General features: G+C 63.0%; 19 protein-coding genes and 1 pseudogene. 16 read left to right on the top strand and 4 right to left on the bottom strand.

From position 1 onward, the window contains the following. From CRO59_RS17805 to madM, 12 genes and pseudogenes are all read left to right on the top strand, one after another. Entirely contained in the window at window positions 1-5,901 is a 5,901-nt protein-coding gene (locus CRO59_RS17805; RefSeq protein WP_097088981.1) for an Hpt domain-containing protein, read from the top strand. Then, complete coding sequence (locus CRO59_RS17800; RefSeq protein ID WP_003229084.1) at window positions 5,894-6,364, top strand: chemotaxis protein CheW; 471 nt, start codon at window positions 5,894-5,896, stop codon at window positions 6,362-6,364. The genes CRO59_RS17805 and CRO59_RS17800 overlap by 8 nt, the downstream gene beginning before the upstream one ends. A gap of 508 nt (window positions 6,365-6,872) precedes the next feature. Next, a pseudogene (locus CRO59_RS17795) lies at window positions 6,873-7,238 on the top strand (DUF6124 family protein). A 228-nt stretch (window positions 7,239-7,466) separates the two neighbouring features. Next, entirely contained in the window at window positions 7,467-9,137 is a 1,671-nt protein-coding gene (gene mdcA / locus CRO59_RS17790; RefSeq protein WP_097088983.1) for a malonate decarboxylase subunit alpha, read from the top strand. Beyond that, a complete protein-coding gene (locus CRO59_RS17785) occupies window positions 9,137-10,009 on the top strand; it encodes a triphosphoribosyl-dephospho-CoA synthase (RefSeq protein ID WP_097088984.1) in 873 nt (290 codons plus the stop codon). The genes mdcA and CRO59_RS17785 overlap by 1 nt, the downstream gene beginning before the upstream one ends. After that, window positions 10,009-10,308: a malonate decarboxylase subunit delta gene (locus tag CRO59_RS17780; RefSeq protein ID WP_097088985.1), complete on the top strand. Its 300-nt coding sequence runs from the start codon at window positions 10,009-10,011 to the stop codon at window positions 10,306-10,308. The genes CRO59_RS17785 and CRO59_RS17780 overlap by 1 nt, the downstream gene beginning before the upstream one ends. After that, complete coding sequence (locus CRO59_RS17775) at window positions 10,301-11,152, top strand: biotin-independent malonate decarboxylase subunit beta (protein ID WP_097088987.1); 852 nt, start codon at window positions 10,301-10,303, stop codon at window positions 11,150-11,152. Before CRO59_RS17780 ends, CRO59_RS17775 begins: the two co-directional genes overlap by 8 nt. Continuing rightward, entirely contained in the window at window positions 11,149-11,934 is a 786-nt protein-coding gene (gene mdcE / locus CRO59_RS17770; protein WP_097088989.1) for a biotin-independent malonate decarboxylase subunit gamma, read from the top strand. Before CRO59_RS17775 ends, mdcE begins: the two co-directional genes overlap by 4 nt. Beyond that, window positions 11,928-12,548 carry a malonate decarboxylase holo-ACP synthase gene (locus CRO59_RS17765; protein ID WP_097088992.1) on the top strand — a complete coding sequence of 207 codons (621 nt, stop codon included), beginning with the start codon at window positions 11,928-11,930 and terminating at the stop codon, window positions 12,546-12,548. The genes mdcE and CRO59_RS17765 overlap by 7 nt, the downstream gene beginning before the upstream one ends. Next, window positions 12,545-13,465, top strand: coding sequence for a malonate decarboxylase subunit epsilon (gene mdcH / locus CRO59_RS17760; RefSeq protein WP_097088994.1), 921 nt, complete (start codon window positions 12,545-12,547; stop codon window positions 13,463-13,465). Before CRO59_RS17765 ends, mdcH begins: the two co-directional genes overlap by 4 nt. Before the next feature lie 66 nt (window positions 13,466-13,531). Next, complete coding sequence (gene madL, locus CRO59_RS17755) at window positions 13,532-13,948, top strand: malonate transporter subunit MadL (RefSeq protein WP_027610595.1); 417 nt, start codon at window positions 13,532-13,534, stop codon at window positions 13,946-13,948. Between the two features lies 1 nt (window position 13,949). Further along, window positions 13,950-14,714, top strand: coding sequence for a malonate transporter subunit MadM (madM, locus tag CRO59_RS17750; RefSeq protein ID WP_027610596.1), 765 nt, complete (start codon window positions 13,950-13,952; stop codon window positions 14,712-14,714). A gap of 196 nt (window positions 14,715-14,910) precedes the next feature. On the opposite strand, the gene CRO59_RS17745 is transcribed toward madM, so the two are convergent. Next, window positions 14,911-15,831 (bottom strand): LysR substrate-binding domain-containing protein, encoded by a 921-nt coding sequence (locus CRO59_RS17745; protein ID WP_097088997.1) that lies wholly within the window; start codon window positions 15,829-15,831, stop codon window positions 14,911-14,913. A gap of 142 nt (window positions 15,832-15,973) precedes the next feature. Between CRO59_RS17745 and CRO59_RS17740 the strand changes: the two genes are divergently transcribed. After that, window positions 15,974-16,591, top strand: coding sequence for a hemolysin III family protein (locus CRO59_RS17740; RefSeq protein WP_007964065.1), 618 nt, complete (start codon window positions 15,974-15,976; stop codon window positions 16,589-16,591). A gap of 43 nt (window positions 16,592-16,634) precedes the next feature. Here the strand turns inward: CRO59_RS17740 and CRO59_RS17735 are convergent, their stop codons facing one another. After that, a complete protein-coding gene (locus CRO59_RS17735) occupies window positions 16,635-17,552 on the bottom strand; it encodes a LysR family transcriptional regulator (protein WP_027610598.1) in 918 nt (305 codons plus the stop codon). Between the two features lie 108 nt (window positions 17,553-17,660). Between CRO59_RS17735 and CRO59_RS17730 the strand changes: the two genes are divergently transcribed. After that, the gene (locus CRO59_RS17730; RefSeq protein ID WP_097089000.1) at window positions 17,661-18,902 is read left to right on the top strand and encodes a D-amino acid dehydrogenase; all 1,242 of its coding nucleotides are present in this window, start codon (window positions 17,661-17,663) and stop codon (window positions 18,900-18,902) included. Between the two features lie 41 nt (window positions 18,903-18,943). Further along, window positions 18,944-19,846: a transporter substrate-binding domain-containing protein gene (locus CRO59_RS17725; RefSeq protein ID WP_027610600.1), complete on the top strand. Its 903-nt coding sequence runs from the start codon at window positions 18,944-18,946 to the stop codon at window positions 19,844-19,846. Between the two features lie 121 nt (window positions 19,847-19,967). Here CRO59_RS17725 and CRO59_RS17720 read toward each other — a convergent pair whose 3' ends face one another. Further along, window positions 19,968-20,687 (bottom strand): 16S rRNA (uracil(1498)-N(3))-methyltransferase, encoded by a 720-nt coding sequence (locus CRO59_RS17720; RefSeq protein ID WP_096795744.1) that lies wholly within the window; start codon window positions 20,685-20,687, stop codon window positions 19,968-19,970. A gap of 142 nt (window positions 20,688-20,829) precedes the next feature. Next, window positions 20,830-22,236, bottom strand: a complete 1,407-nt coding sequence (locus CRO59_RS17715) for an adenosylmethionine--8-amino-7-oxononanoate transaminase (RefSeq protein ID WP_024164438.1) — start codon at window positions 22,234-22,236, stop codon at window positions 20,830-20,832. A 224-nt stretch (window positions 22,237-22,460) separates the two neighbouring features. Here CRO59_RS17715 and CRO59_RS17710 point away from each other — a divergent pair, with 224 nt between their 5' ends. Further along, window positions 22,461-24,242: a flavin monoamine oxidase family protein gene (locus CRO59_RS17710; protein ID WP_027610603.1), complete on the top strand. Its 1,782-nt coding sequence runs from the start codon at window positions 22,461-22,463 to the stop codon at window positions 24,240-24,242. Window positions 24,243-24,363 lie beyond the last annotated feature (121 nt).

Genomic DNA, 24,363 nt, shown 5'->3' with positions numbered 1-24,363 from the left:
ATGGGTGACCGGCACGACTACGTGGCCCTCGAATGGGTCAAGGGTGAAATTGCCGAAACGCTGAAACAGGCGCATCAGGCGATTGAAACCGTGCTCGATGACCCGCAGGCCACGCCGGGGCTGGATGAGTGTCTGGCCTATATCCATCAGGTGCACGGCAGTTTGCAGATGGTTGAGTTCTACGGCGCGGCGTTGCTCGCCGAAGAAATGCAGCATCTGGTCGAAGCCTTGCAGCAGGGGCGCGTCGCCCATCGCGATGAAGCCCTGCACTTGCTGCTGCAAGCCCTCGGGCAATTGCCGATTTACCTCGATCGCGTGCAGAGCGCCCGCCGCGACTTGCCGCTGGTGGTGCTGCCGCTGATCAACGATCTGCGCAGTGCGCGCGGCGACAGCCTGCTCTCGGAAACCAGCCTGTTCAGCCCGCCACTGCCGGACTTGCCGCCGTTGAGCGCAGAAGCCTTGGCCGCGCTCGAGCCGGCCGAGTGGCCCAACGTGCTGCGTAAGTTGCGCCAGATGCTGCAAATGGCGCTGGTCGGGTTGCTGCGCGAGCAGGATGACCAGACCCACCTCGAATACCTGGCGAAAGTCTTCCAGCGCCTCGAAGCGCTCAGCGCCAATGCGCCGTTGAGCCCGCTGTGGCAGGTCGCATCCGCGCTGGTCGAAGGCATGCGCGAAGGCGCCATTGCCAACAGTCCGGCGTTGCGCAGCCTGTTCAAGGACGCCGACAAGGAACTCAAGCGCCTGCTCGAACAAGGCCCGCGCGGCCTCAATCAGCCGCCCCCGCCGGAGTTGCTGAAAAGCCTGCTGTTCTATATTGCCAAAGCCGAACATCCCACCGGGCAGATGCTGACCATGAAAGATCGCTACTCCCTGGACGACGCGTTGCCCGACAGCGCGATGGTCGACGAAGAACGCGCGCGTCTGGCCGGCCCCGACCGCGATGCGATGCGCTCGGTGCTGGCGGCGCTGTGCGAAGAATTGGTGCGGGTCAAGGAACGCCTCGACCTGTTCGTCCGTAGCGACCGTCAGCACACCTCCGATCTGGAGAGTCTGCTGGCGCCGCTGCGGCAGATCGCCGACACCCTCGCGGTGCTCGGTTTCGGCCAGCCGCGCAAAGTCATCATCGATCAACTGGCGGTGGTGCTCAGCCTCGCTCAGGGCCAGCGCGAACCTAATGACGCGACCCTGATGGACGTTGCCGGCGCGCTGCTTTACGTCGAAGCCAACCTCGCCGGAATGGTCGGCACCGTCGAGCCGGAAAGCCCCGAAGACGCGCGCCTGCCGACCACCGACCTGACGCAGATCCATCAGATCGTGATCAAGGAAGCACGCATCTGCCTGCAACAGGCCAAGGACATGATCGTCGATTACATCGACGCCGACTGGGATCGCCAGCAACTGCAACCGTTGCCGGAGTTGCTGACCCAGGTGCGCGGCGCGCTGGCGATGATTCCGCTGAGCCGGGCGGCGAGTCTGGTCGAGGCCTGCAACAGCTTCATCCGCGAACACCTGCTGCTCGATCCGCATCAGCCGGGCTGGCAGCAACTGGATAATCTGGCCGACGTCATCACCAGCCTCGAGTATTACCTCGAACGCCTGAGCGACGACCCGCAGGCGCCGAATGAGCAACTGCTGGATGTCGCACAGAAGAGCCTCGCCAGCCTCGGTTTCTTTCCACACGAACAGCACGTGCCGCTGCTCGACGACGTGCTCAGCCCCAGCGAAGCGCTGGTGATGCAGGATCTGCAGGCGCTGGACGATCCGCAGACCGTGCAGTCGCTGGCGGAGGTGCTGGCCAGTCCGGTATCGGCAGTCAACCCGCCGGCCTTGATCACCCCCGGCAGCCTGATGCCACCGCCGCTCGATGAAGCACCGGTGGACGATGAACTGCGCGAAGTGTTCCTCGAAGAGACCGACGAGGTGCTTGAGGTTCTGCACGAATACCTGCCGCGCTGGACGGCTGACACTCATGACCGCGCCGCCCTGACCGAGCTGCGCCGCGCCTTTCACACCTTGAAGGGCAGCGGGCGCATGGTGCGCGCGTTGATCCTTGGCGAACTGGCCTGGGCGGTGGAAAACCTGCTCAACCGCGTGTTGGAGCACAGCGTCGAACCCGGCGCGCAGGTGCAGCAGTTGCTCACCGACACGGTGTTGTTGCTGCCGGAACTGATCAGCGAATTCGCCACTCAGCGCCAGCGGCAGCGCAGCGATGTCGATCAACTGGCGGCCCGCGCGCATGCGCTGGCCAAAGGCGTCGAGCCGCTGGCGGCCGAAGACGTCGACGACGTGGCGGCTCTCGACCCGCTGTTGCTGGAGATCTTTCGCAACGAGGCCGAAACCCACCTCGCCAGCCTCAACCGCTTCCTCGATCAGGCCGCCGAACATGTGCCGCTGCCGGCCAGCGACGAATTGCAGCGCGCCTTGCACACGCTCAAGGGCAGTGCGTCGATGGCCGGCGTATTGCCGATTGCCGAACTGGCGGCGCCGCTGGATAAACTGGCGCGCGAGTTCAAGGCGCATCAGTTGCCACTGGATCTGGATGAAGTGGAATTGCTCCTCGAAGCCGAAGGTCTGTTCCGCGTCGGTTTGCGCCAGCTCAAGCACGATCCGCTGGCGCCGATTGTCGGTGCGCAGTCGCTGATCAAACGCACCGAAACGCTGCTGGCCGAACGTCTGGAAGCGATCCTTAACGCGCCGACCACCGGCCTGCGGATCAAGCGCGATCCGCAACTGATCAACAACTTCCTCGCCCAGGGCATGGACATCCTGCTCGACGCCGAAAGCCTGTTGCAACGCTGGCAGCAACACCCCGGCGAGCGTCAGGAGCTCAGCGCGCTGCTCGATGAACTGACCACCCTCGGCGAAGGCGCACACCTCGCCGACCTGCTGCCGGTGGACGTGCTCTGCGAAGCCTTGCTCGACCTCTATGGCGCCGTCGAAGAAAGCAGCCTGGCGGTCAGCGACAGGTTTTTCCACGAAGCGCAGAACGCCCATGAAGCGCTGATCAACATGCTCGACGAACTGGCCGCCGGCCAGGAAGTCACCCCGCAGCCGCAGCGCATTCGTGCCCTGCACGAGCTGCTCGATGAAAGCCTCGATCCGACCGCCATGGGGCTGATTCGCAGCGACGGCAGCAGGACCTTGAGCATCAGCGAACTGGGCGCCGCGACTGCCGAACTCGCCCACGCCAATGCCGAGACCGCACCGGACGACGAGATCGTCGAGATCTTTCTCGAAGAAGCGGTGGACATTCTCGACAGTGCCGGACAAGCCTTGCAGCGCTGGTTGAGCGACCCGGACAACGCTGCGCCGCTGTCGTCGTTGCAGCGCGATCTGCACACCCTCAAGGGTGGCGCGCGGATGGCCGAGGTCGATGCCATCGGCGATCTGGCCCATGAGCTGGAAAGTCTCTACGAAGGTCTGGTAGATCGTCGCCACAGCTACAGTGAGCTGCTCGGACGCTTGCTGCACAAGAGCCACGACCGCTTGGCCCAGTTGCTTGAACAGTTGCACAACCATCAGCCACTGACCCCGGCGCAAGACTTGATCGAAGCGATCCGCCAATTCCGTCAGGGCCAGTCCGGCAGTGCCGAAACGGCGCAGCCGACGGCTGTACCCGACAGCGCGGCGCATGATCCGGAACTGCTGGAAATCTTCCTCGAAGAAGGTTTCGACATCATCGAAAGCTCCGGCGCGGCGTTGTTGCGCTGGCAGGCCGAGCCGGGCAATCGGCAGGAAGTGGAAACCCTGCTGCGCGATCTGCACACCCTCAAGGGCGGCGCGCGGATGGTCGAGATCGGCCCGATCGGCGACCTCGCCCATGAGCTCGAATACCTTTACGAAAGCCTCGCCACCGGCGTGCTGCAACCGTCCGCCGAACTGTTCGCGCTGGTGCAGCGCGGGCATGACCGCCTGGCGCAAATGCTCGATGGCGTGCGCGCCGGGCAGCCATGCCCGCCGGCGGATCGGCTGATCAACGCGATCCAGAATTTCAGCCACCCGGCGACTCCTGACACACCGTCGCCGTTGCCGATTCCGACCAAGACCGAGCCTGCAGCACCCGCCGCTGATGCCGGCGCGGACATGGTCAAGGTCTCCGCCGAACTGCTCGATGAGCTGGTCAATCTGGCCGGGGAAACCTCGATTTTCCGTGGACGTATCGAGCAGCAAGTCAGCGATGCGCAAACCGCGCTGAACGAGATGGAAACCACCATCGAACGCATGCGCGATCAGTTGCGCCGGCTCGACACCGAAACCCAGGGGCGGATCCTCAGCCGTCAGCAAGTCGATGCCGAACGCCTCGGTTACGAAGAGTTCGACCCGCTGGAAATGGACCGCCATTCGCAGTTGCAGCAACTGTCGCGGGCGCTGTTCGAATCCGCCTCCGACTTGCTCGATCTCAAGGAAACCCTCGAGCGCCGCAACCACGACGCCGAGAACCTGTTGCAGCAACAGGGGCGGATCAACACCGAGTTGCAGGAAGGCCTGATGCGTACGCGCATGGTGCCGTTCGAACGCATGCTGCCGCGCCTGAAACGTATCGTGCGGCAGGTCGCCGAAGAGCTGAACAAAGACGTCGCGTTCATCATCGGCAACGCCGAAGGCGAGATGGATCGCAACGTGCTGGAGCGCATGGCCGCGCCGCTGGAGCACATGCTGCGCAACGCCGTCGACCATGGTCTGGAGTCGGCCGAAGTGCGGCTGGCGGCGGGCAAACCGGCGCAGGGCACGATCACCCTGGACCTGACCCGCGAGGGTGGCGACATCGTTTTCGATATTCGCGACGACGGCGCCGGGGTGCCGCTGGAAGCGGTGCGGCGCAAGGCGATCAAGCGCGGCCTGCTGGCACCGGACGCCGAACTCAGCGACCGCGACGTGCTGCAATTCATCCTGCAGCCGGGGTTCTCCACGGCGGAAAAGATCACCCAGATTTCCGGGCGCGGCGTCGGCATGGACGTGGTTCATGAGGAAGTCCGGCAGCTCGGCGGCACCATGAGCATCGACTCGGTGCCGGGGCAGGGCGTGCACTTCCGCATTCGTCTGCCGTTCACCGTGTCGGTCAACCGCGCGCTGATGGTGCAATGCGGCGAGGATCAATACGCGATTCCGCTGAACACCATCGAAGGCATCGTCCGCGTCCTGCCGAATGATCTGGAAGGGCACTTCCGTAACGATCCACCGAGCTACCACTACGCCGGCCAGCGCTATGAGTTGTGCTACCTGGGCGAGCTGCTGAAAACCGCGCCGCGCCCGAAACTGCTCGGCCAGAGCCTGCCGTTGCCGGTGCTTCTGGTGCAGTGCAATGACCGGCACATCGCGGTGCAGGTCGATGCGATGGCTGGCACCCGCGAGATCGTGGTCAAGAGCCTCGGCCCGCAGTTCGCGGCAGTGCAGGGCGTGTCCGGGGCGACGATTCTTGGCGATGGCCGGGTGGTGCTGATTCTTGATCTACTCGCACCGATCCGCGCGATGCAGGCGCGGGTTGCACAGCGTCCGGCGCAGGCGGAAATCGACAGCGAACCGCAGAAGCCGTTGCTGGTGCTGGTGGTCGATGACTCGGTGACCGTGCGCAAGGTCACCAGCCGATTGCTCGAACGCCACGGCATGAACGTGCTGACCGCCAAGGACGGTGTCGACGCGATGCTGCTGCTCGAAGAACACATGCCCGACCTGATGCTGCTCGACATCGAAATGCCGCGCATGGACGGCTTCGAAGTCGCCACTCAAGTGCGCAACGATGAGCGCCTGCAGCACCTGCCGATCATCATGATCACCTCGCGCACCGGGCAGAAACACCGCGACCGCGCGATGGCCATCGGCGTCAACGACTACCTCGGCAAGCCGTATCAGGAATCGGTGCTGCTCGAAAGCATTGCCCACTGGAGCAAGAAACATGCATGAGCGCCGCCACAACGCGCGCACCAGCCAACTCACCGGCTTGCTGCTGCCATTGGCCGACCGCAACCTGATCCTGCCCAACGTCGCCGTCGCCGAGCTGATCGACTATCAGGCCAGCGCCTTCGACCTCGACACACCGCCGTGGTACCTGGGGCGGGTGAGCTGGCGTGAGCGACAGATTCCGCTGCTGAGTTTCGAGTCGGCCTGCGGGCAGAAAATCGTCATCGGCGAACGCGCGCGGATCGTCATCCTCAACGCCCTCGGCGGCTTGCCGCAGCTGAAATTCATTGCGCTGCTGGTGCAGGGGATTCCGCGTTCGTACAAGCTCGACAGTCAGTTGAGTTATGTCGATGTGCCGTTGTGTGCGCTGGAGCAGGCGGCGGTGCAGGTCGGGGAGCAGGTGGCCAAGGTGCCGGATTTGTTGGGGTTGGAGCAGTTGTTGGTGGATGCCGGACTTATCCACTGATCCGGAGTCTTCAGTGGCCTGACTGGCCTCATCGCGAGCAGGCTCACTCCTACAATTGGAATGCGTTCCCCCTGTAGGAGTGAGCCTGCTCGCGATAGCGCCTGCGGAATCCCCCAAAATCCGACAGACAAATCTCAATCCATTCAGTGCAATAAACACTTTCCAGCACAGCTGTTTAAAGACACTCAGTGTTACGCCTCACCGGCCTACAAATCCTTGCGCCGCTGCCTACGCATGCACCAGAATCCGCCGGCTTGTGCGCCCTCGGCAGGCTGCGTAACTTGATTGCGTCACTGATTCCCAGTGATCGGGTTTAGCAGCCCGGCTTTGTCCTTTCCCCGGTGCACGAGATTCATCCAGTCAGGCATTCGCCTGCGCTTGATGGTGGCTGTGCGCATGGCACCTTCGGGTGCGCCGGGTTGGGGATTGACCGGTCTGCTAACTTGCGCATAGCCGCCACCCTATCGTTTAGCAGCGGGATGGTGCGGCCTAATAGAGGTTTATCCCCATGTTCAAAGTAACGCCAAACCCGCCGGTCACCGACACGGCATCCCCCTACGAAGCCCCCGAATCAAAGAAATTCCACGAAGCCGCCGAACGCGCCCTCGACCATTACCTCGGCCCGCCAAAACCCGACCTCATGGCCACGCCCTACACCCCCAACACGCTGTACATGGCCAACCCCGACGCCGACAGCGAATCCCTGCTGGCCGACGCCAGCGAATCCCTTGGCTCCGCTACGGTCATGCTCAACAACCATGCGGCGCTGGTGTAAGGCACGCACCGCAAGACGCTGCAGGGCATTGCTCAGGTGGTGATGGTGGCGGAGATGGCGGTCAATCGGGTGTTGGACAAATTGGTGCCCACGGACTGATTGATGCGGTGTTCCGACTGGCCTCTTCGCGAGCAGGCTCGCTCCCACATTGGATCTTCAGTGATCCGGGATTTTGAGCACGACACAGAACCCCTGTGGGAGCGAGCCTGCTCGCGAATGCGGCAGTGAACGTTACGCTCAGCGTAATGATTCACCACCGCGCTTGATTGATGCCCCCACCCCACACGCCTACCTTAGCTCCACGACAGCGAACCCCGTGGAGTGAGCATGACAACAACAATTTCCCCCGACTCGCGCTGGACGCGGCGGCGTGACGAGAAGCAGCGGCGTCTCGACAAGGTGCGCGGGCTGGCCGACGGTGTGGTGTTGCCCAGCGACAAGATCGTCGCCGCGCTTGAAGCGTTGATCCATCCCGGCGACCGGGTGGTGCTGGAAGGCAACAACCAGAAGCAGGCGGATTTCCTTTCCCGTTCGCTCGCCAAGGCTGACCCGGCCAAGCTGCATGATCTGCACATGATCATGCCCAGCGTCGGTCGCTCCGAGCACCTTGATCTGTTCGAACGCGGCATCGCCCGCAAGCTCGATTTCTCCTTCGCCGGCACCCAAAGCCTGCGCATCAGCCAGTTGCTTGAAGACGGCCTGCTGGAAGTCGGCGCGATTCACACTTACATCGAACTCTACGCGCGGCTGGTGGTGGACCTGATCCCCAATGTCGTGCTCTCGGCCGGGTTCATGGCCGACCGCGCCGGCAACATCTACACCGGCCCCAGCACTGAAGACACCCCGGCACTGATCGAACCGGCCGCGTTCAGCGACGGCATCGTCATTGTCCAGGTCAACCAGTTGGTCGACGACGTCAGCGAACTGCCGCGCGTCGACATCCCGGCGTCATGGGTCGATTTCGTCGTGGTGGCCGACAAGCCGTTCTATATCGAACCGCTGTTCACCCGCGACCCACGGCACATCAAACCGGTGCACGTGTTGATGGCGATGATGGCGATTCGCGGGATCTACGAAAAACACAACGTGCAGTCGCTGAACCACGGCATCGGTTTCAACACCGCTGCCATTGAGTTGATCCTGCCGACCTACGGCGAATCCCTCGGCCTCAAAGGCAAGATCTGCCGCAACTGGACGCTCAACCCGCACCCGACCCTGATCCCGGCGATCGAGAGCGGTTGGGTCGAGAGCGTGCATTGCTTCGGCACCGAACTGGGCATGGAAAACTACATCGCCGCGCGCCCGGACGTGTTCTTCACCGGGCGCGACGGCTCGCTGCGTTCCAACCGGATGTTCTGCCAACTCGCCGGGCAGTATGCGGTGGATCTGTTTATCGGCGCGACGTTGCAGGTCGATGGCGACGGCCATTCCTCGACCGTGACCCGTGGTCGCCTCGCCGGTTTCGGCGGTGCGCCGAACATGGGCCACGACCCGCGCGGTCGCCGTCACGGCACCCCGGCTTGGCTCGACATGCGCCACGACGATTCACAGCAACCGATGCTCGAACGCGGCAAGAAACTTGTGGTGCAAATGGTCGAGACCTTTCAGGAGGGCGGCAAACCGACCTTCGTCGAAACCCTCGACGCGGTGGAAGTGGCGAAGAAAAGCGGTATGCCGCTGGCACCGATCATGATCTACGGCGACGACGTTACCCACCTGCTCACCGAAGAGGGCATCGCCTACCTGTACAAAGCGCGCTCGCTGGAAGAACGCCAAGCGATGATCGCAGCGGTGGCCGGCGTCACCGCCATCGGCCTGCGCCACAACCCGAAAGATACCGAACGCATGCGCCGCGAAGGCCTGATCGCCTTGCCCGAAGACCTCGGCATCCGCCGCACCGACGCCACCCGCGAACTGCTGGCAGCGAAAAGCGTGGCTGATCTGGTCGAGTGGTCCGGCGGCCTGTACAACCCGCCCGCCAAATTCAGGAGCTGGTAATGCACGCACTCAACCTGCAAGCGAAACCCCTGAGCCTGAGCGAACGTCTGGCCGATCTGGCGGTGGATGCGCTGATCGACGAAGCCGATCTGTCGCCGAAACCGGCGCTGGTCGACCGGCGCGGCAATGGCGCGCACACCGATCTGCACTTGGGCCTGATGCACGCCTCGGCGTTGTCGTTGTGGCCGGCGTTCAAGGAAATGGCCGAAGCGGCGGCTGAAATCGGCGCAGTCGATTCAACGTTGCGCGAAGCGATTGGCCGCATCGGTCGCGAAGGCGAGCAAGCGATGCTCGCGACCACCAACGGTGTGAATACCCATCGCGGCGCCATTTGGGCACTGGGGTTACTGGTGACCGCCGCTGCACTCGAACCGAAATCCTCCAGCGCCAACGCCGTCACCTTGCGAGCCGCACGTCTGGCATTACTCGATGACCGCTACGCACCAAAACCGCTGAGCCACGGCGCACAAGTCGCCCTGCGTTACGGCGCACGCGGTGCCCGTGAGGAAGCGCAACTCGGCTTCCCGTCCGTGCTGCAACGTGGCCTGCCGCAACTCAAACGCAGCCGCGCCAGAGGCCACGGCGAACAGAACGCCCGGCTCGATGCACTGCTGGCGATCATGACCGATCTGGCCGACACCTGCGTGCTCTACCGCGCCGGTGAACAAGGTCTTCAGGCCATGCAACAAGGCGCGCAAGCGGTGCTCGACGCTGGCGGCAGCGCCAGCCTCAGCGGGCGTCGGCGCCTGCACGAACTGGATCAACAACTCATTGCATTGAATGCCTCGCCCGGTGGCGCCGCCGACTTGCTCGCCGCCACGCTGTTGCTCGACCGTATCGAGCGCGACGGCATCCTTCAGGGAGCGTTTTGATGGAAACCTTATCCTTTGAATTCCCCGCCGGGCAGCCGCCGCGCGGGCGCGCGCTGGTCGGTTGTGTCGGCTCGGGCGATCTGGAAGTGCTGATCGAACCGGGGCTGGCCGGCAAGCTGACGATCAATGTGCAGACCTCGGTCAACGGTGCGCAGCAGCGCTGGCAGCATCTGTTTGCGCGGATGTTCGACGGCACCACGCCATCGGCGATGGCCATCGATATTCACGATTTCGGCGCCACGCCGGGGGTGGTGCGGCTGCGTCTGGAACAAGGTTTCGAGGAGATCGGCCATGACTGACAGCGCAGCGCTGTTGCACAAGCACAGCTTCGTCGAACTCGGGGCGCGGCAACGGGCGAAAGCCTTGCTCGACGCCGGGACCTTCCGCGAATTGCTCGACCCGTTTCAACGGGTGATGTCGCCATGGCTGGAGCGTCAGGGCGTGGTGCCGCAAGCCGATGACGGCGTGGTGATTGCCAAAGGCAGCCTCGACGGCCTGCCGGTGGTGATCGCCGCCATCGAAGGCGCGTTCCAGGGCGGCAGCCTTGGCGAAGTCGGCGGAGCGAAGATTGCCGGCGCGCTGGAACTGGCCGCCGAAGACAACCGCAAAGGCATTCCGACCCGCGCCATTCTGCTGCTGGAAACCGGTGGCGTGCGATTGCAGGAAGCCAACCTCGGGCTGGCGGCGATTGCCGATATTCATGCGGCGATTGTCGATTTGCAGCAGTACCAACCGGTGGTCGGTGTGGTCGCGGGCAGCGTCGGTTGTTTCGGCGGCATGTCGATTGCCGCTGCGCTGTGCAGTTATTTGCTGGTGACCCAGGAAGCGCGTCTCGGCCTCAACGGCCCCCAAGTGATCGAGCAGGAAGCCGGGATCGAAGAGTACGACTCCCGCGACCGGCCGTTCATCTGGAGCCTGACCGGTGGCGAGCAGCGTTTCGCCAGTGGTCTGGTGGATCGTTATGTCGCCGATGATGTGGCACAGATCCGCCAGCAGGTGGGCGAGTTGTTGCAACAAGGCTTGCCTGCTCAGCCGCGCAGTCAGCGCGCCGAATGGTTCCTGCAACGTCTGGCGAGCTTGGACACCGCCAAGCAAATCGAGCCGTCGGTGGTTCGCGATCTGTATCAAGGAGAGCGCTCATGAGTGGTTATTCCGTGCGCGGTTTGAACTGGTTCAACGCCCTGACCGGTGGGGCGAAAGCCATAGAAGGTTTGCCGCCATCGTTGAAGGTCGCCGACAGCGAACTTGGGCGGTTTATTGCGGTGGTCGCTGACCCCGACAACCGTTTCCCACGGGCTCGCAATGGCGAAGTCGGATTGCTCGAAGGCTGGGGCTTGGCCAAGGCGGTGGATGACGCGATCACCGCGGATCGCGACAAAGCGCAGAAGCGCCCGATCATCGCCATCGTCGACGTCCCGAGCCAGGCTTACGGTCGTCGCGAAGAAGCCCTCGGCATTCATCAGGCCCTGGCCGGTGCGGCGGACAGTTATGCCCGCGCCCGTTTGGCCGGGCATCCGGTGATTGCGCTGCTGGTGGGCAAGGCGATGTCCGGGGCGTTTCTTGCCCACGGTTATCAGGCCAACCGCTTGATTGCCCTGCGCGATCCCGGGGTGATGGTGCATGCGATGGGCAAGGCCTCGGCGGCGCGGGTGACCTTGCGCAGTGTCGAGGAACTGGAAGCACTGGCCGCCAGCGTGCCGCCAATGGCCTACGACATCGACAGCTATGCCAGCCTCGGATTGCTCTGGGAAACCCTCTCGGTGCAGCAGATCGAGCAGCCGACGGCGGAGGATCTGGCGCGGGTGATCGAGTGCCTGAAACAGGCCATCGGCGATATCGCCAGCACTGACTTGAGCAATCGTCTCGGCGCAAGAAATCGCCAAGCCTCCAGCCGCGTGCGCGAACTGTTGAGGGCGCAGTGGTGAACCTGCCACTGGCCCACGACCTGCTGTGGGGCATGACCCCGGCGCAGCTACCGGCGGATGCGCCGCAGTGGGCAATCGAGTCGTTGGCTACCGGGCAACCGGTGGTGGTGCGGCGGGCGGTGAGCGCTGAAGGATTGATCGCGGTGGGCGTGCGCGGTGTGTTGCGTGAGCAGCGGCTGGCGGCGTTCATGGCGCTTGAGGCGGTTGTGCGTCGGGTCAGTCCGGAGGCGCTGTGTCATGTCGATTGCGAGCGTGATTTACCGGTGATGCAGGCACTCAAACAACTGCGGCCGATGCTCGATGATTGCGGTTGGGTCTGGGGTATCAGCGGTAGTGTCGGGTTTGAATTGGCCAGTGGTTTTAGGGCGATGCACGCGGCCAGCGATCTCGATCTGATTCTGCGTACACCGCAGCTGATTACCCGCAATCAGGCACGCAAACTGGTCGAGCTCTTTGATCAAGCCGTGTGCCGGGTCGACATGCAATTGCAGACGCCGTTCGGTGCAGTGGCTTTGCGCGAATGGGCCGGCGGGTCTGCACGGGTGCTGCTGAAAAACGCCCATCAAGCGTGTCTGGTCGCTGACCCGTGGAACCCGCAGGAGCAGGCAGCGTGAGCAGCCTGTTGGTGTTCCCCGGCCAGGGTGCGCAACAACCGGGCCTGCTCCAGCGTTTGCCTCGGGCGACCTTGACCGAGGCCAGCGAGGTGCTCGGTGAAGATGTCGCGCGGCTCGATTCTGCCGATGCGTTGCGCAGCACCCGGGCGGTTCAGCTGTGCTTGTTGATCGCCGGGGTCGCTGCCTCGCGGCAGTTGCTGCAGGACGGACTCACGGCGGATTACGTCGCCGGCCTGTCCATCGGTGCGTACCCGGCAGCAGTAGTTGCCGGGGCCTTGAACTTCAGCGATGCGTTAAATCTGGTCAGCCTGCGTGGCGAGTTGATGCAGCAGGCTTATCCACAGGGCAATGGCATGACCGCGATCATCGGTCTGCAATTATCCACCGTCGAAACGCTGCTGGCGCAGGTGCACAGCGCGGAGTCGCCGGTGTATCTGGCCAACATCAATGCCGATAACCAAGTGGTGATTGCCGGCAGCGACAAGGCCATGCAAGCGGTGGCGGAACTGGCGCGCAGTCGTGGCGCCGGTCTGGCGAAACGCCTGGCGGTGAGCGTGCCGTCGCACTGTCCGTTGCTGGATCAGCCTGCGCGAATCCTCGCCGAGGCCTTCGCCAAAGTGGAACTGCAAATCCCGAAAATCGCTTATCTGAGTGGCAGTCGCGCGCGTCCGCTGATCAAGCCTGATGCGTTGCGTGATGACCTCGCTTTCAACATGTGCCGCGTGGTGGACTGGCGCGGCACCGTGCAAAGCGCTTACGAGCGCGGTGTACGTTTACAAATCGAACTGCCGCCCGGTGCGGTGCTGACCGGGCTGGCGCGCCGGGTGTTTGAATCGGGCACGGTCACTGCCTTCGACAGTGCGCGGCTCGACACCTTGCAGGCGCTGTTGCGAGAGGAGGGTGGCCGCCGACCATAAACCGCCGCGACTCAGGCTTCGAACAACAAAAACAACATTCGACGATGCACTTTGAGGACTACAACAATGATTATTTACGGTGTGGCGCTGTTGGCGATCTGTACGCTGGCAGGGGTGATCATGGGCGACATGCTCGGCGTGTTGCTGGGCGTCAAATCCAACGTCGGCGGGGTCGGCATCGCCATGATCCTGTTGATCTGCGCGCGGTTGTGGATGCAGAAACGCGGCGGCATGACCAAGGATTGTGAGATGGGCGTCGGCTTCTGGGGCGCGATGTACATTCCGGTGGTGGTGGCGATGGCCGCGCAACAGAACGTCGTCACCGCCCTGCACGGCGGCCCGGTGGCGGTGCTGGCGGCCATCGGTTCGGTGCTGGTCTGTGGCTGCACGATTGCCCTGATCAGCCGCACCCATAAAGGCGAACCGTTGCCCGACGAACCGGTGGAAGTCACCCCGGTCGGCACCCCGGTAGGAGGTCGCTGACATGTGGGCACTCATTGAAAACGGTCTGGAACACAACGGCCTGATCACCGCGTTCGCTTTCGTCGGCGTGATCATGTGGGTCTCGGTGATTCTCTCGAAACGCCTGACCTTCGGGCGCATTCACGGCTCGGCGATTGCCATCGTCATCGGTCTGGTACTGGCCTGGGTCGGCGGCACCCTGACTGGTGGCCAGAAAGGCCTGGCGGATCTGACGCTGTTCTCCGGCATCGGCCTGATGGGCGGTGCGATGCTGCGTGATTTCGCGATTGTCGCCACGGCGTTCGAAGTGCAGGCGACCGAGGCGAAGAAGGCCGGGTTGATTGGCGTGATCGCGCTGCTGCTCGGTACGATCCTGCCGTTCATTGTTGGCGCGAGCATGGCCTGGGCCTTCGGCTATCGCGATGCGGTGAGCATGACCACCATCGGCGCGGGCGCGGTGACCTACATCGTCGGCCCAGTGACTGGCGCAGCGATTGGCGCGACCTCGGATGTGATGGCGCTGTCGATTGCCACTGGGTTGATCAAGGCGATTCTGGTGATGGTCGGCACGCCGGTCGCGGCGCGCTGGATGGGCCTGGATAACCCGCGTTCGGCGATGGTGTTCGGTGGTTTGGCCGGGACGGTGAGCGGGGTGACCGCAGGGCTGGCGGCGACGGATCGGCGCTTGGTGCCTTATGGGGCGTTGACGGCGACGTTTCACACCGGGCTTGGGTGCTTGCTGGGGCCTTCGCTGTTGTTCTTCATTGTTCGCGGTATTGTGGGCTGAAAATCAAAAGCCCCTCACCCTAACCCTCTCCCGGGGGGAGAGGGGACTGACCGAGTTGGATGCTGGAGGTATGCCGACTTGAAAGTCCTGAGTCGAACTCAGGTCTTGAAACCCATGAAGATCTGCTCCCTTTCCCCCTCTACCCCTTGGGGGAGAGGGCTGGGGTGAGGGGGTAGCTCTTGATCTTGATTTTGCTCTAAATCCCAACCTGTCGATTGGCATACATCCGACACTCCGCCAGCAACGCCAGCAGATTCGGATCACGTTCCTTGGCCTTCAGGAACACCACGCCAATGTGCTGCTGCAAGCGGTACTTCTCCTGCAACGGAATCAGCTTCACCCGGTTCTCGTACACCGCCGCAATCCTTCCCGGCAGCAACGCATAACCCACCCCCGAGCTGACCATGCTCAGCAGGGTGAAGATGTCGTTGACCTGCATCGCCACCTTCGGCTCGAACCCCGCCTGCTTGAACACCCGAATACCGTCCTGATGGGTGGCAAAGCCTTGGGTCAGGGTGATGAAGGTTTCGTCGCGCACCTCCGCCAGATCGACTTCCTGACGCTGGGCGAATCTTGAATCTGCCGGCGTGGCGAGGAAAATGTCGTCGGAGAACAACGGGATCTGCTCGCAGTCCGGATCGCTGACCGTGTCGTCCAGCGACACCAGAATCGCGTCGACTTCCATGTTCTTCAGCTTGTAGAACAGGTCGATATTCGAGCCGAGGATCAGGTCGATGTTGAGTTCGCTGCGACGGATCTTCAGGCCCATGATCAGTTGCGGTACGGTTTTCACTGTCAGCGAATACAGCGAGCCGAGCTTGAAGCGTTCAGCGGAGAACCCGGCGGCTTCGCGAGTCAGGCGCACGCTTTCGACGACGTCGTTGATCAACTTCTGTGCGCGTTCTTCGAGCACGTAGGCGCTTTCCAGTGGCGTCAGGTTGCGCCCTTCGTGCTTGAACAGCGGGCAGCGCAGGGCGCTTTCCAGCGAATGGATTGCCCGGTGCACGCTGACATTGCTGGTCTGCAACTCGACAGCGGCGCGCGCCAGGTTGCCGGTGCGCATGAAGGCGAGGAACACCTCGAGTTTTTTCAGGGTCAATTCTTCGTCGATCAGCATGGCGCGGACTCTTTTTGGTATCGACCGATTGTGCCCAATTACCGTGGCGTGCGCAGGTCCGCGTTGAACAGAAACATTGCGCTTTTACGCTCAAGGCCCGAGCCTTGCGCGTTGCGGTAACGAATCTTGAGGTGAGCGACACATGTATCACGGGGAAAAACTCAACGCCTGGACGCATCTGGTCGGGGCAGTGGCCGCATTTATCGGCGGCGTGTGGATGCTGGTGATTGCCAGCCTCGACGGCAGTCCGTGGAAAATTGTCAGCGTGGCGATCTACGCCTTTACCTTGCTGGTGCTCTACAGCGCCTCGACCGTGTACCACAGCGTGCGCGGGCGCAAGAAAGCGATCATGAAGAAGGTCGATCACTTTTCGATCTACCTGCTGATCGCCGGCAGCTACACGCCGTTCTGTCTGGTGACGCTGCGCGGGCCGTGGGGCTGGACGCTGTTCGGAATTGTCTGGGGGCTGGCGCTGATCGGCATCCTGCAGGAGATCAAACCACGCTCCGAAGCGCGAATCCTGTCGATCGTGATCTATGCGGTGATGGGCTGGATCGTGCTGGTGGCGGTCAAGCCGTTGATTGCGGCGTTGGGCACGGCAGGCTTTGCCTGGCTGGCGTCGGGCGGGGTGTTGTATACCGTGGGCATCATCTTTTTTGCCCTGGATCACCGGTTACGGCATGCGCACGGGATCTGGCATCTGTTCGTGATCGCCGGGAGTCTGCTGCACTTTGTGGCGATTCTGTTTTATGTCCTCTAACTGAAATTGTCCCCAATCTCCCACATTAGATTGTGTTCCCACATCAGACTTGTGCCGAGTGCAGGTTATTGAGTTGTTGTTCAGCTCGCTGACTGAAAATCTGCAGCAGATCGTTGAGCGTATGCGGTGGTGGCTCGCTGGCGCGGGTCACGGCGTACAAAGTGATCGGCAGTGGCGGGGCGAGGGGGCGGAGGGTGGTGGTTGCCACAGAGGCGCCCAGTGCGGTGAACGGATCGATCACCGCGACGCCGGCGCCGGACTCGACCATCGCCCGTGCCAGCGAATAGGTCTGCACGGCAATCCGCACCCGTGGCGGTGGCTCCACCGCTTCCAGATAGCTGTCGAGCCTTGCCGCCAATGGATCGGCGCTGGATAAACCAATCAGCGGCACATCCGCAAGCGCCATCAGTGGCAGCGGTTTGCCGACGTCTGCCGGCGGCCAGAAGTCCTTTGGCGCCAACGCCACCAGCACCCCCGCCGCCAGCGGCTGCGCTTTCAGCCCCGGGTGATCCGGCAACTGCAACGTCAGGGCCACGTCCACTTCGCGCATCAGCAGGTTCTGCATCAACTCGCGGCTGTGGGCACTGGACAGTTCGCAGGCGATGTCCGGGAATTGCGCCGTCCATTGCCGGATCGCCGGCGGCAGCAGCGACAGCGCCAGCGCCGGAGTCGCGCCGATCCGCAGGCTGTGGCCGGGTTCGCGGCGCAGGCTCTGTGCCAGGCGCCGCACGCCCTGCAGACTTTCCGTGACCTTGTCGACTTCGCGCTCCAGCTCCAGCGCTTCCGGGGTCGCCTGCAATTTACCGCGCACCCGCAGAAACAACGGAAAGCCCAACTGCTGCTCGGCGTGCTGCAGCACTTTGGTCACCGCCGGTTGCGAGACGTGCAGCAATTGCGCAGCGGCGCTGACCGAGCCGGTCTGGCGGATGGCCTGGAAAATCTCGATGTGGCGAAGGCGCATGGCGAGTCCATAACCTTTGTTTATAGGTCTGGCATCTTTATTCATTGTTCGGCGCCTGTCACCTCACCCTAACCTCAGCCTCGTCTTCACATAGAAATAGGGACGGACATGGCTCAGCGTGTGTGCATCATCGGCGGCGGCGTGATCGGGTTGGCAACGGCCTATGCGCTGGTGCGCGACGGTTTCGAAGTGACAGTGGTCGAGGCGCGGCGGTCGCTGGGCAGCGAAACCAGCTTCGCCAACGGCGGCCAGTTGTCCTACCGCTATGTGGCGCCGCTGGCCGATGCCGGCGTGCCGATGCAGGCGATCGGCTGGATGCTGCGCGGCGACTCACCCCTCAAGCTGCGCCCGCGTCTGGACCCGGCGCAGTGGCGCTGGATGGCGTCGTTTCTCGCCGCCTGCCGCACCTCGGTCAACCGCGAAAACGCGGCGCATCTGTTGCGTCTGGCGCTGTTCAGCCAGAGCACGCTGAAACGCTGGCGCGAGGATGACGGACTCACCGGTTTCAACTGGCGGCGCAACGGCAAACTGGTGACCTTCCGCAATGCCGTCAGCTTCGACCATGCGCGCAAGGGCCTGGCCGATCCGCAGCAACAACAGGTGTTGTCCGCCACCGAATGTGCGCAACTGGAACCGGCCTTGGCCAAGGCGCCGTTTGTGGGCGCGATCTACACGCCGGATGAAGAAGTCGGCGACTGTCACGCCTTTTGCCAGCAGTTGGCGGTGCGATTGAAGGCGTCGGGCCGCTGCGAGTTTCGTTTCGGTCAGGCAGTCAGCGGCATTCGTCACAGCCACGGCGCCGTCACCGCCATTGAGCTTGGCGACGAAACCCTGCCGGTCGACCAACTGGTGATCGCCGCCGGGCACCGAAGCCCTTTGCTGGCGCTGCCCGGCCTGCACGTGCCGCTGTATCCGCTGAAGGGTTACAGCCTGACCGTGCCGATCGGCAACGGGCATCGGGCGCCGGACGTGAGCATCACCGACTACGACCGCAAGATCGTCTACGCGCGCATCGGCGAACAGTTACGCGTGGCGGCGATGGTCGACATCGTCGGTTTCGACCCGGCGGTAGATCCCGAGCGGTTGGCACTGATCAAGCGCCAGGCCCGCGACACCTTTCCCGATGCCGGCAATTACGACGCGGCTGTGGAGTGGGCGGGCATGCGCCCGGCCACCCCAACCGGCGTACCGTTGTTGGGCGCCACGGCGTATCGCAATCTGTGGCTCAACCTCGGCCACGGCGCGCTCGGTTTCACCCTGGCCTGCGGCAGCGGGCAGTTGCTCAGCGAACTGATCGGCCAGCAGCGTACATCCATTGATCTGCACGGCTTCAATCCCCGTGCGGCGTGACGGCTTCTGCTCAAACACCCCAACCACAACGGAGAATAACAATGCAAAAAATCACGTTGCTCGGCTGCACACTGGCGCTGTTCATCGGCGCCCAGGCACAGGCCAATGAAGTGCCGCTGACCGGCGCGCTTGGCAAGATCGCCAGCGCCAACAGCATCACCCTGGGCTATCGCGATGCGTCGGTGCCGTTCTCGTATGTGGGCGATCACACCGGGCAGCCGATGGGGTATTCGGTGGAGCTGGCGGGCAAGATTGTCGAGCGGATCAAGCAGCAACTGGCGTTGCCGGAGCTGAAGGTGAAGTACAACCTGGTGACGTCGCAGACGCGGATTCCGCTGGTGCAGAACGGCACGGTTGATCTTGAGTGCGGCTCCACCGGGGTGACGGCCGAGCGGCAGAAACAGGTCGCGTTCTCCTACGGTTTCATCTACGTAAAAGGGCAGTTGCTGACCGCAAAGGACAGCGGCATTCACAGCTTCGATGACCTGCGCGGCAAGAACGTGGTGACCACCGCCGGCACCACCAACGAGCGCTATCTGAAGAGCTACAACCTCGACCACAAACTGAACATGTTCGTGATCAGCGCCAAGGATCACGGCGAGGCGTTCCAGATGCTGCAGTCGGGACGGGCAGCGGCCTTCTACATGGACGACGCATTGCTCTACGGCGAGCGGGCCAAGGCGCGGGACCCGCACAACTGGGTCGTGGTGGGGGAGGAACAATCGCGGGAAATCTACAGCTGCATGGTGCGCAAGGATGATCCGCCATTCCTCGCGCTGGTGAACGACGCGCTGGCCGATCTGTACAGCTCGGGGGAGATCAACGGGATCTACCGTAAGTGGTTCGAACAGCCGATCCCGCCAAAGGGGTTGAACCTGGAGTTTCCGATGACCAGCGAGTTGAAGGCGATCATTGCCAGGCCAGTCAGTGATCCGGTGGAGTGACAGTCAGACCGAGGGGAAGCTTTTCGCGAGCAAGCCCGCTCCCACAGTAGTTCTCGGGTGTACACAAAATTTGTGCTCACTGGAAATCCAATGTGGGAGCGGGTTTGCTCGCGAAGAGGCCCTAGAAGTCACCCCAAAGCTGCTGAGCCACCGCCAGTGCAACCACTGGCGCGGTCTCGGTGCGCAATACTCGCGGCCCAAGCCGAGCTGCATGGAAGCCGTTGCCCTTGGCCTGCTCGACCTCGGCATCCGACAAACCACCCTCCGGCCCGATCAGAAACGCCAGCGTCGCCGGCTTGGCATGGCTGACCAACGGCTCGGCCACCGGGTGCAGCACCAATTTCAACTCGGCCTGGGTTTGTTTCAGCCAGTCGGCCAGCAGCACCGGCGGATGAATCACCGGCACCCGCGAGCGGCCGCATTGCTCGCAGGCGCTGATCGCCACCTGACGCCAGTGCAGCAGGCGTTTGTCGGCGCGTTCGTCCTTCAGGCGCACTTCGCAGCGGTCGCTGAAGATCGGGGTGATTTCCGTCACGCCCAGCTCGGTGGCTTTCTGGATCGCCCAGTCCATGCGTTCGCCCCGGGACAGGCCCTGGCCGAGGTGGATCTGCAGCGGCGATTCAATCTGCCCGGCTAACTGCTCGTCGATCTGCACGACGACGCGTTTCTTGCCGACTTCCACCAGCGAGCCGCGAAACTCATGGCCGGAACCGTCGAACAACTGCACCGCATCGCCCTCGGCCATGCGCAGCACGCGGCTGATGTAATGCGCCTGGGCTTCCGGCAGTTCGTGTTCGCCGGTGCTCAGGGGGGCGTCGATAAAGAAGCGGGACAGTCTCATTTCGGGTCTCTGGAAAGATGTGGATCAGTTGGATCGGTGTCGACTTCATTCGCGAGCAGGCTCGCTCCCACAGGGAAATGCATTCCAGGGTGGGAGCGAGCCTGCTCGCGAAAGCGGCAGTTCAGGCGCCACAAATTCTCAATCAGCCCGGATCACGGAAACCCGGGTGGAAATCCTTCGGCACCGCCACGCTGACGCTGTCCCGGGTGGCGATGTCGATGCCTTCGCTGGCGACTTCGGCGAGGAAGTCGATCTGCTCCGGGGTAATCACGTACGGCGGCAGGAAATACACCACGCTGCCCAGCGGACGCAGCAGCGCGCCACGCTCCAGCGCATGCTGGAACACCTTCAGGCCTCGTCGCTCCTGCCAAGGGTAGGCCTCTTTGGTGGCTTTATCCTTGACCATTTCGATCGCCAGCACCATGCCGGTCTGCCGCACTTCCGAGACATTCGGGTGATCGACCAGATGCGCAGTGGCCGAGGCCATGCGCCGGGCCAGTGCCTGGTTGTTCTCGATGACGTTGTCCTGCTCGAAGATATCCAGGGTCGCCAGCGCCGCCGCACAGGCCAGCGGGTTGCCGGTGTAGCTGTGCGAGTGGAGGAAGGCTCGCAGGGTCGGGTAGTCGTCGTAGAACGCGCTGTAGACCTCGTCGGTGGTCAGGCACGCTGCCAGCGGCAGATAGCCGCCGGTCAGGGCCTTGGACAGGCAGAGGAAGTCCGGGCGGATGCCGGCCTGCTCACACGCAAACATTGTCCCGGTGCGGCCGAAACCGACGGCGATTTCGTCGTGGATCAGGTGCACGCCGTAGCGGTCGCAGGCCTCGCGCAGCAGCTTGAGGTACACCGGGTGATACATGCGCATGCCGCCGGCGCCCTGAATCAACGGCTCGACGATGACTGCCGCAACGCTGTCATGATGTTCTGCCAAGGTTTGTTCCATGGCGGCGAACAGGTTGCGCGAATGTTCCTCCCAGCTCATGCCTTCGGGGCGCAGGTAGCAATCCGGGCTTGGCACCTTGATGGTGTCCATCAGCAGCGCTTTGTAGGTTTCGGTGAACAGCGGCACGTCGCCGACCGCCATCGCTGCCATGGTTTCGCCGTGGTAGCTGTTGGTCAGGGTGACGAAGCGCTTTTTGTTTGGCTGGCCGCGGTTGAGCCAGTAGTGAAAGCTCATTTTCAGCGCGACTTCGATGCAGGACGAACCGTTATCGGCGTAGAACACCCGATTCAGGCCTTCCGGGGTCATCTTCACCAGACGCTCGGACAGTTCGATCACCGGTTGATGGCTGAAACCGGCCAGAATCACGTGCTCCAACTGATCGACCTGATCCTTGATGCGCTGGTTGATGCGCGGGTTGGCGTGGCCGAACACGTTGACCCACCAGGAGCTGACGGCGTCGAGGTAGCGCTTGCCTTCGAAGTCTTCGAGCCAGACGCCTTCACCGCGCTTGATCGGGATCAGCGGCAGCTGTTCGTGGTCTTTCATCTGGGTGCAGGGATGCCACAGCACCGCGAGGTCGCGTTGCATCCACTGGTTATTCAGGCCCATTTACAGTCTCCTCGAGGCGGCTCGCGTCAGGCGCGGGCAAACAATCGCGCAAGCCTATGCAATGCATCGCGCCGGGACAACCCATTGCGTCGATTGAGCTACTTTGTATGGGCCGATAGACGTCGCTGGCGGCGTTTTGATGGCTGACGTATTCTTCGCGGTTCTTTGGGTCGTCTGACCCGCAAAACTGCTTTTTTCCTACGTGTATTTCCGGAGTTCGCTGAATGTCTGTCGGTTGGCTGCGCGCCTGTGCGCTGGTGATGTTGGGGCTGTTCAGCGTTACGGCGCTGGCCAAGGATAAAACCGCAATCGTGATCGGCGGCGGCCTGTCGGGCCTGACCGCAGCTTACGAGCTGCAAAACAAGGGCTGGCAGGTCACGCTGCTCGAAGCCAAGCCGAGCCTCGGCGGTCGCTCGGGCATGGCCACCAGCGAGTGGATCGGCAACGACAAGACCCAGCCGGTGCTGAACAAGTACGTCTCGACCTTCAAGCTGGGCACCACGCCAGCCCCTGAATTTGTGCGTACACCGGGTTATCTGATCGACGGTGAGTACTTCTCCGCGGCCGATCTGGCGACCAAGCAGCCGGCCACCGCCGACGCCTTGAAGCGCTACCAGAAAACCCTCGACGATCTGGCGCGCTCGATCGACGACCCGCAGAACCCGGCCGCGACCAACACCCTGCATGCGCTGGACCAGATCAACGTGTCGAGCTGGCTCGACAAGCAGAACCTGCCGGCCACCGCGCGTCAGTTGATCAACCAGGACATCCGCACCCACTACGACGAGCCTTCGCGTCTGTCGCTGCTGTATTTCGCCCAGCAGAACCGCGTGTATCGCGGCGTTTCTGATCGCGACCTGCGCGCCTCGCGTCTGGTCGGCGGCAGCCAGGTACTGGCCCAGGCCTTCGTCAAACAGATCAAGACCATCAAGACCAACTCGCCGGTTTCCGCGATCACTCAGGACAAGGACGGCGTGACCGTCAAGGTCGGCAGTGTTGGCTATCAGGCTGACTACGTGGTGCTGGCCGTGCCGCTGCGTGCGCTGAACAAAATTGCGCTGACCCCGGCGCTGGACGCTCAGCACCTGGCCGCGATCAAGGGTACCAACTACGGCTGGCGCGACCAGATCATGCTCAAGTTCAAGACGCCGGTGTGGGAAAGCAAGGCGCGCATGTCCGGCGAGATCTACAGCAACGCAGGTCTGGGCATGCTCTGGATCGAACCGGCGCTGAAGGGTGGCGCCAACGTGGTGATCAACCTGTCCGGCGACAATGCCCGCGTGATGCAAGCGTTCGGCGACAAGCAGATGGTCGATCAGGTGCTGATCCGTCTGCACGCGTTTTATCCACAGGCCCGTGGCTCGTTCACCGGTTATGAAATCCGTCGCTACAGCACTGACCCGTCGATGGGCGGCGCCTACCTGGCTTACGGCCCGGGCCAGATCAGCAAGTTCTGGCGCATGTGGGAGCGCCCACTGCAACGCGTAGCGTTTGCCGGCGAGCACACCGACACTCTGTATCCGGGCACTCTGGAAGGCGCGCTGCGCACCGGTCAGCGTGCGGCCAGTCAGGTTGAAGACCTGGCTGCCGGCAAGTCGTTTGAGCCGGTCAAAGTGGTTCCAGCCGCAGCAGCGGCAGGCGCGGCGGGTGCCGTGGCGGCGAAGAAGGGCAACTTCTTCAGCAACCTGTTTGGCGGTTCGGATGACGAGAAGAAGCCAGAACCTGTGAAGGCGCCTGAGCCAGCTCCAGCACCGGTCACTCCAGCGCCTGCACCGGCTCCGGCACCTGCGCCAGCTCCGGTAGAAGCGCCGAAACCAGCGACCCCGGTGAAGGCTGAACCGGCGAAGAAAGCGGCGGCCAAGCCTGCAGCGAAGAAGCCTGCAGCGAAAACCGACGCGAAGAAACCTGCAGCGAAGAAGGCTGAGCCGGCGAAGAAGCCAGCGGCGAAACCTGCGGCCAAGCCCGCAGCAGCTCCGGCGGCAACGACCGATACCAAGGCGCAGTAAGCCTTGCGGTGAATGAAAAAAGCGCGGCGTTTATGCCGCGCTTTTTTTTGCCTGTCAGATCGCTTTCGCGAGCAGGCTCGCTCCCACATTTGACCGAGCGCTTTCAGAGAGAATGCGATCA

The organism is Pseudomonas sp. LAMO17WK12:I5 (genome assembly GCF_900215165.1).
Taxonomy (GTDB): domain Bacteria; phylum Pseudomonadota; class Gammaproteobacteria; order Pseudomonadales; family Pseudomonadaceae; genus Aquipseudomonas; species Aquipseudomonas putida_A.
Note: the sequence above shows the minus strand (reverse complement) of the source record. Positions and strands in the feature narration are given on the sequence as shown.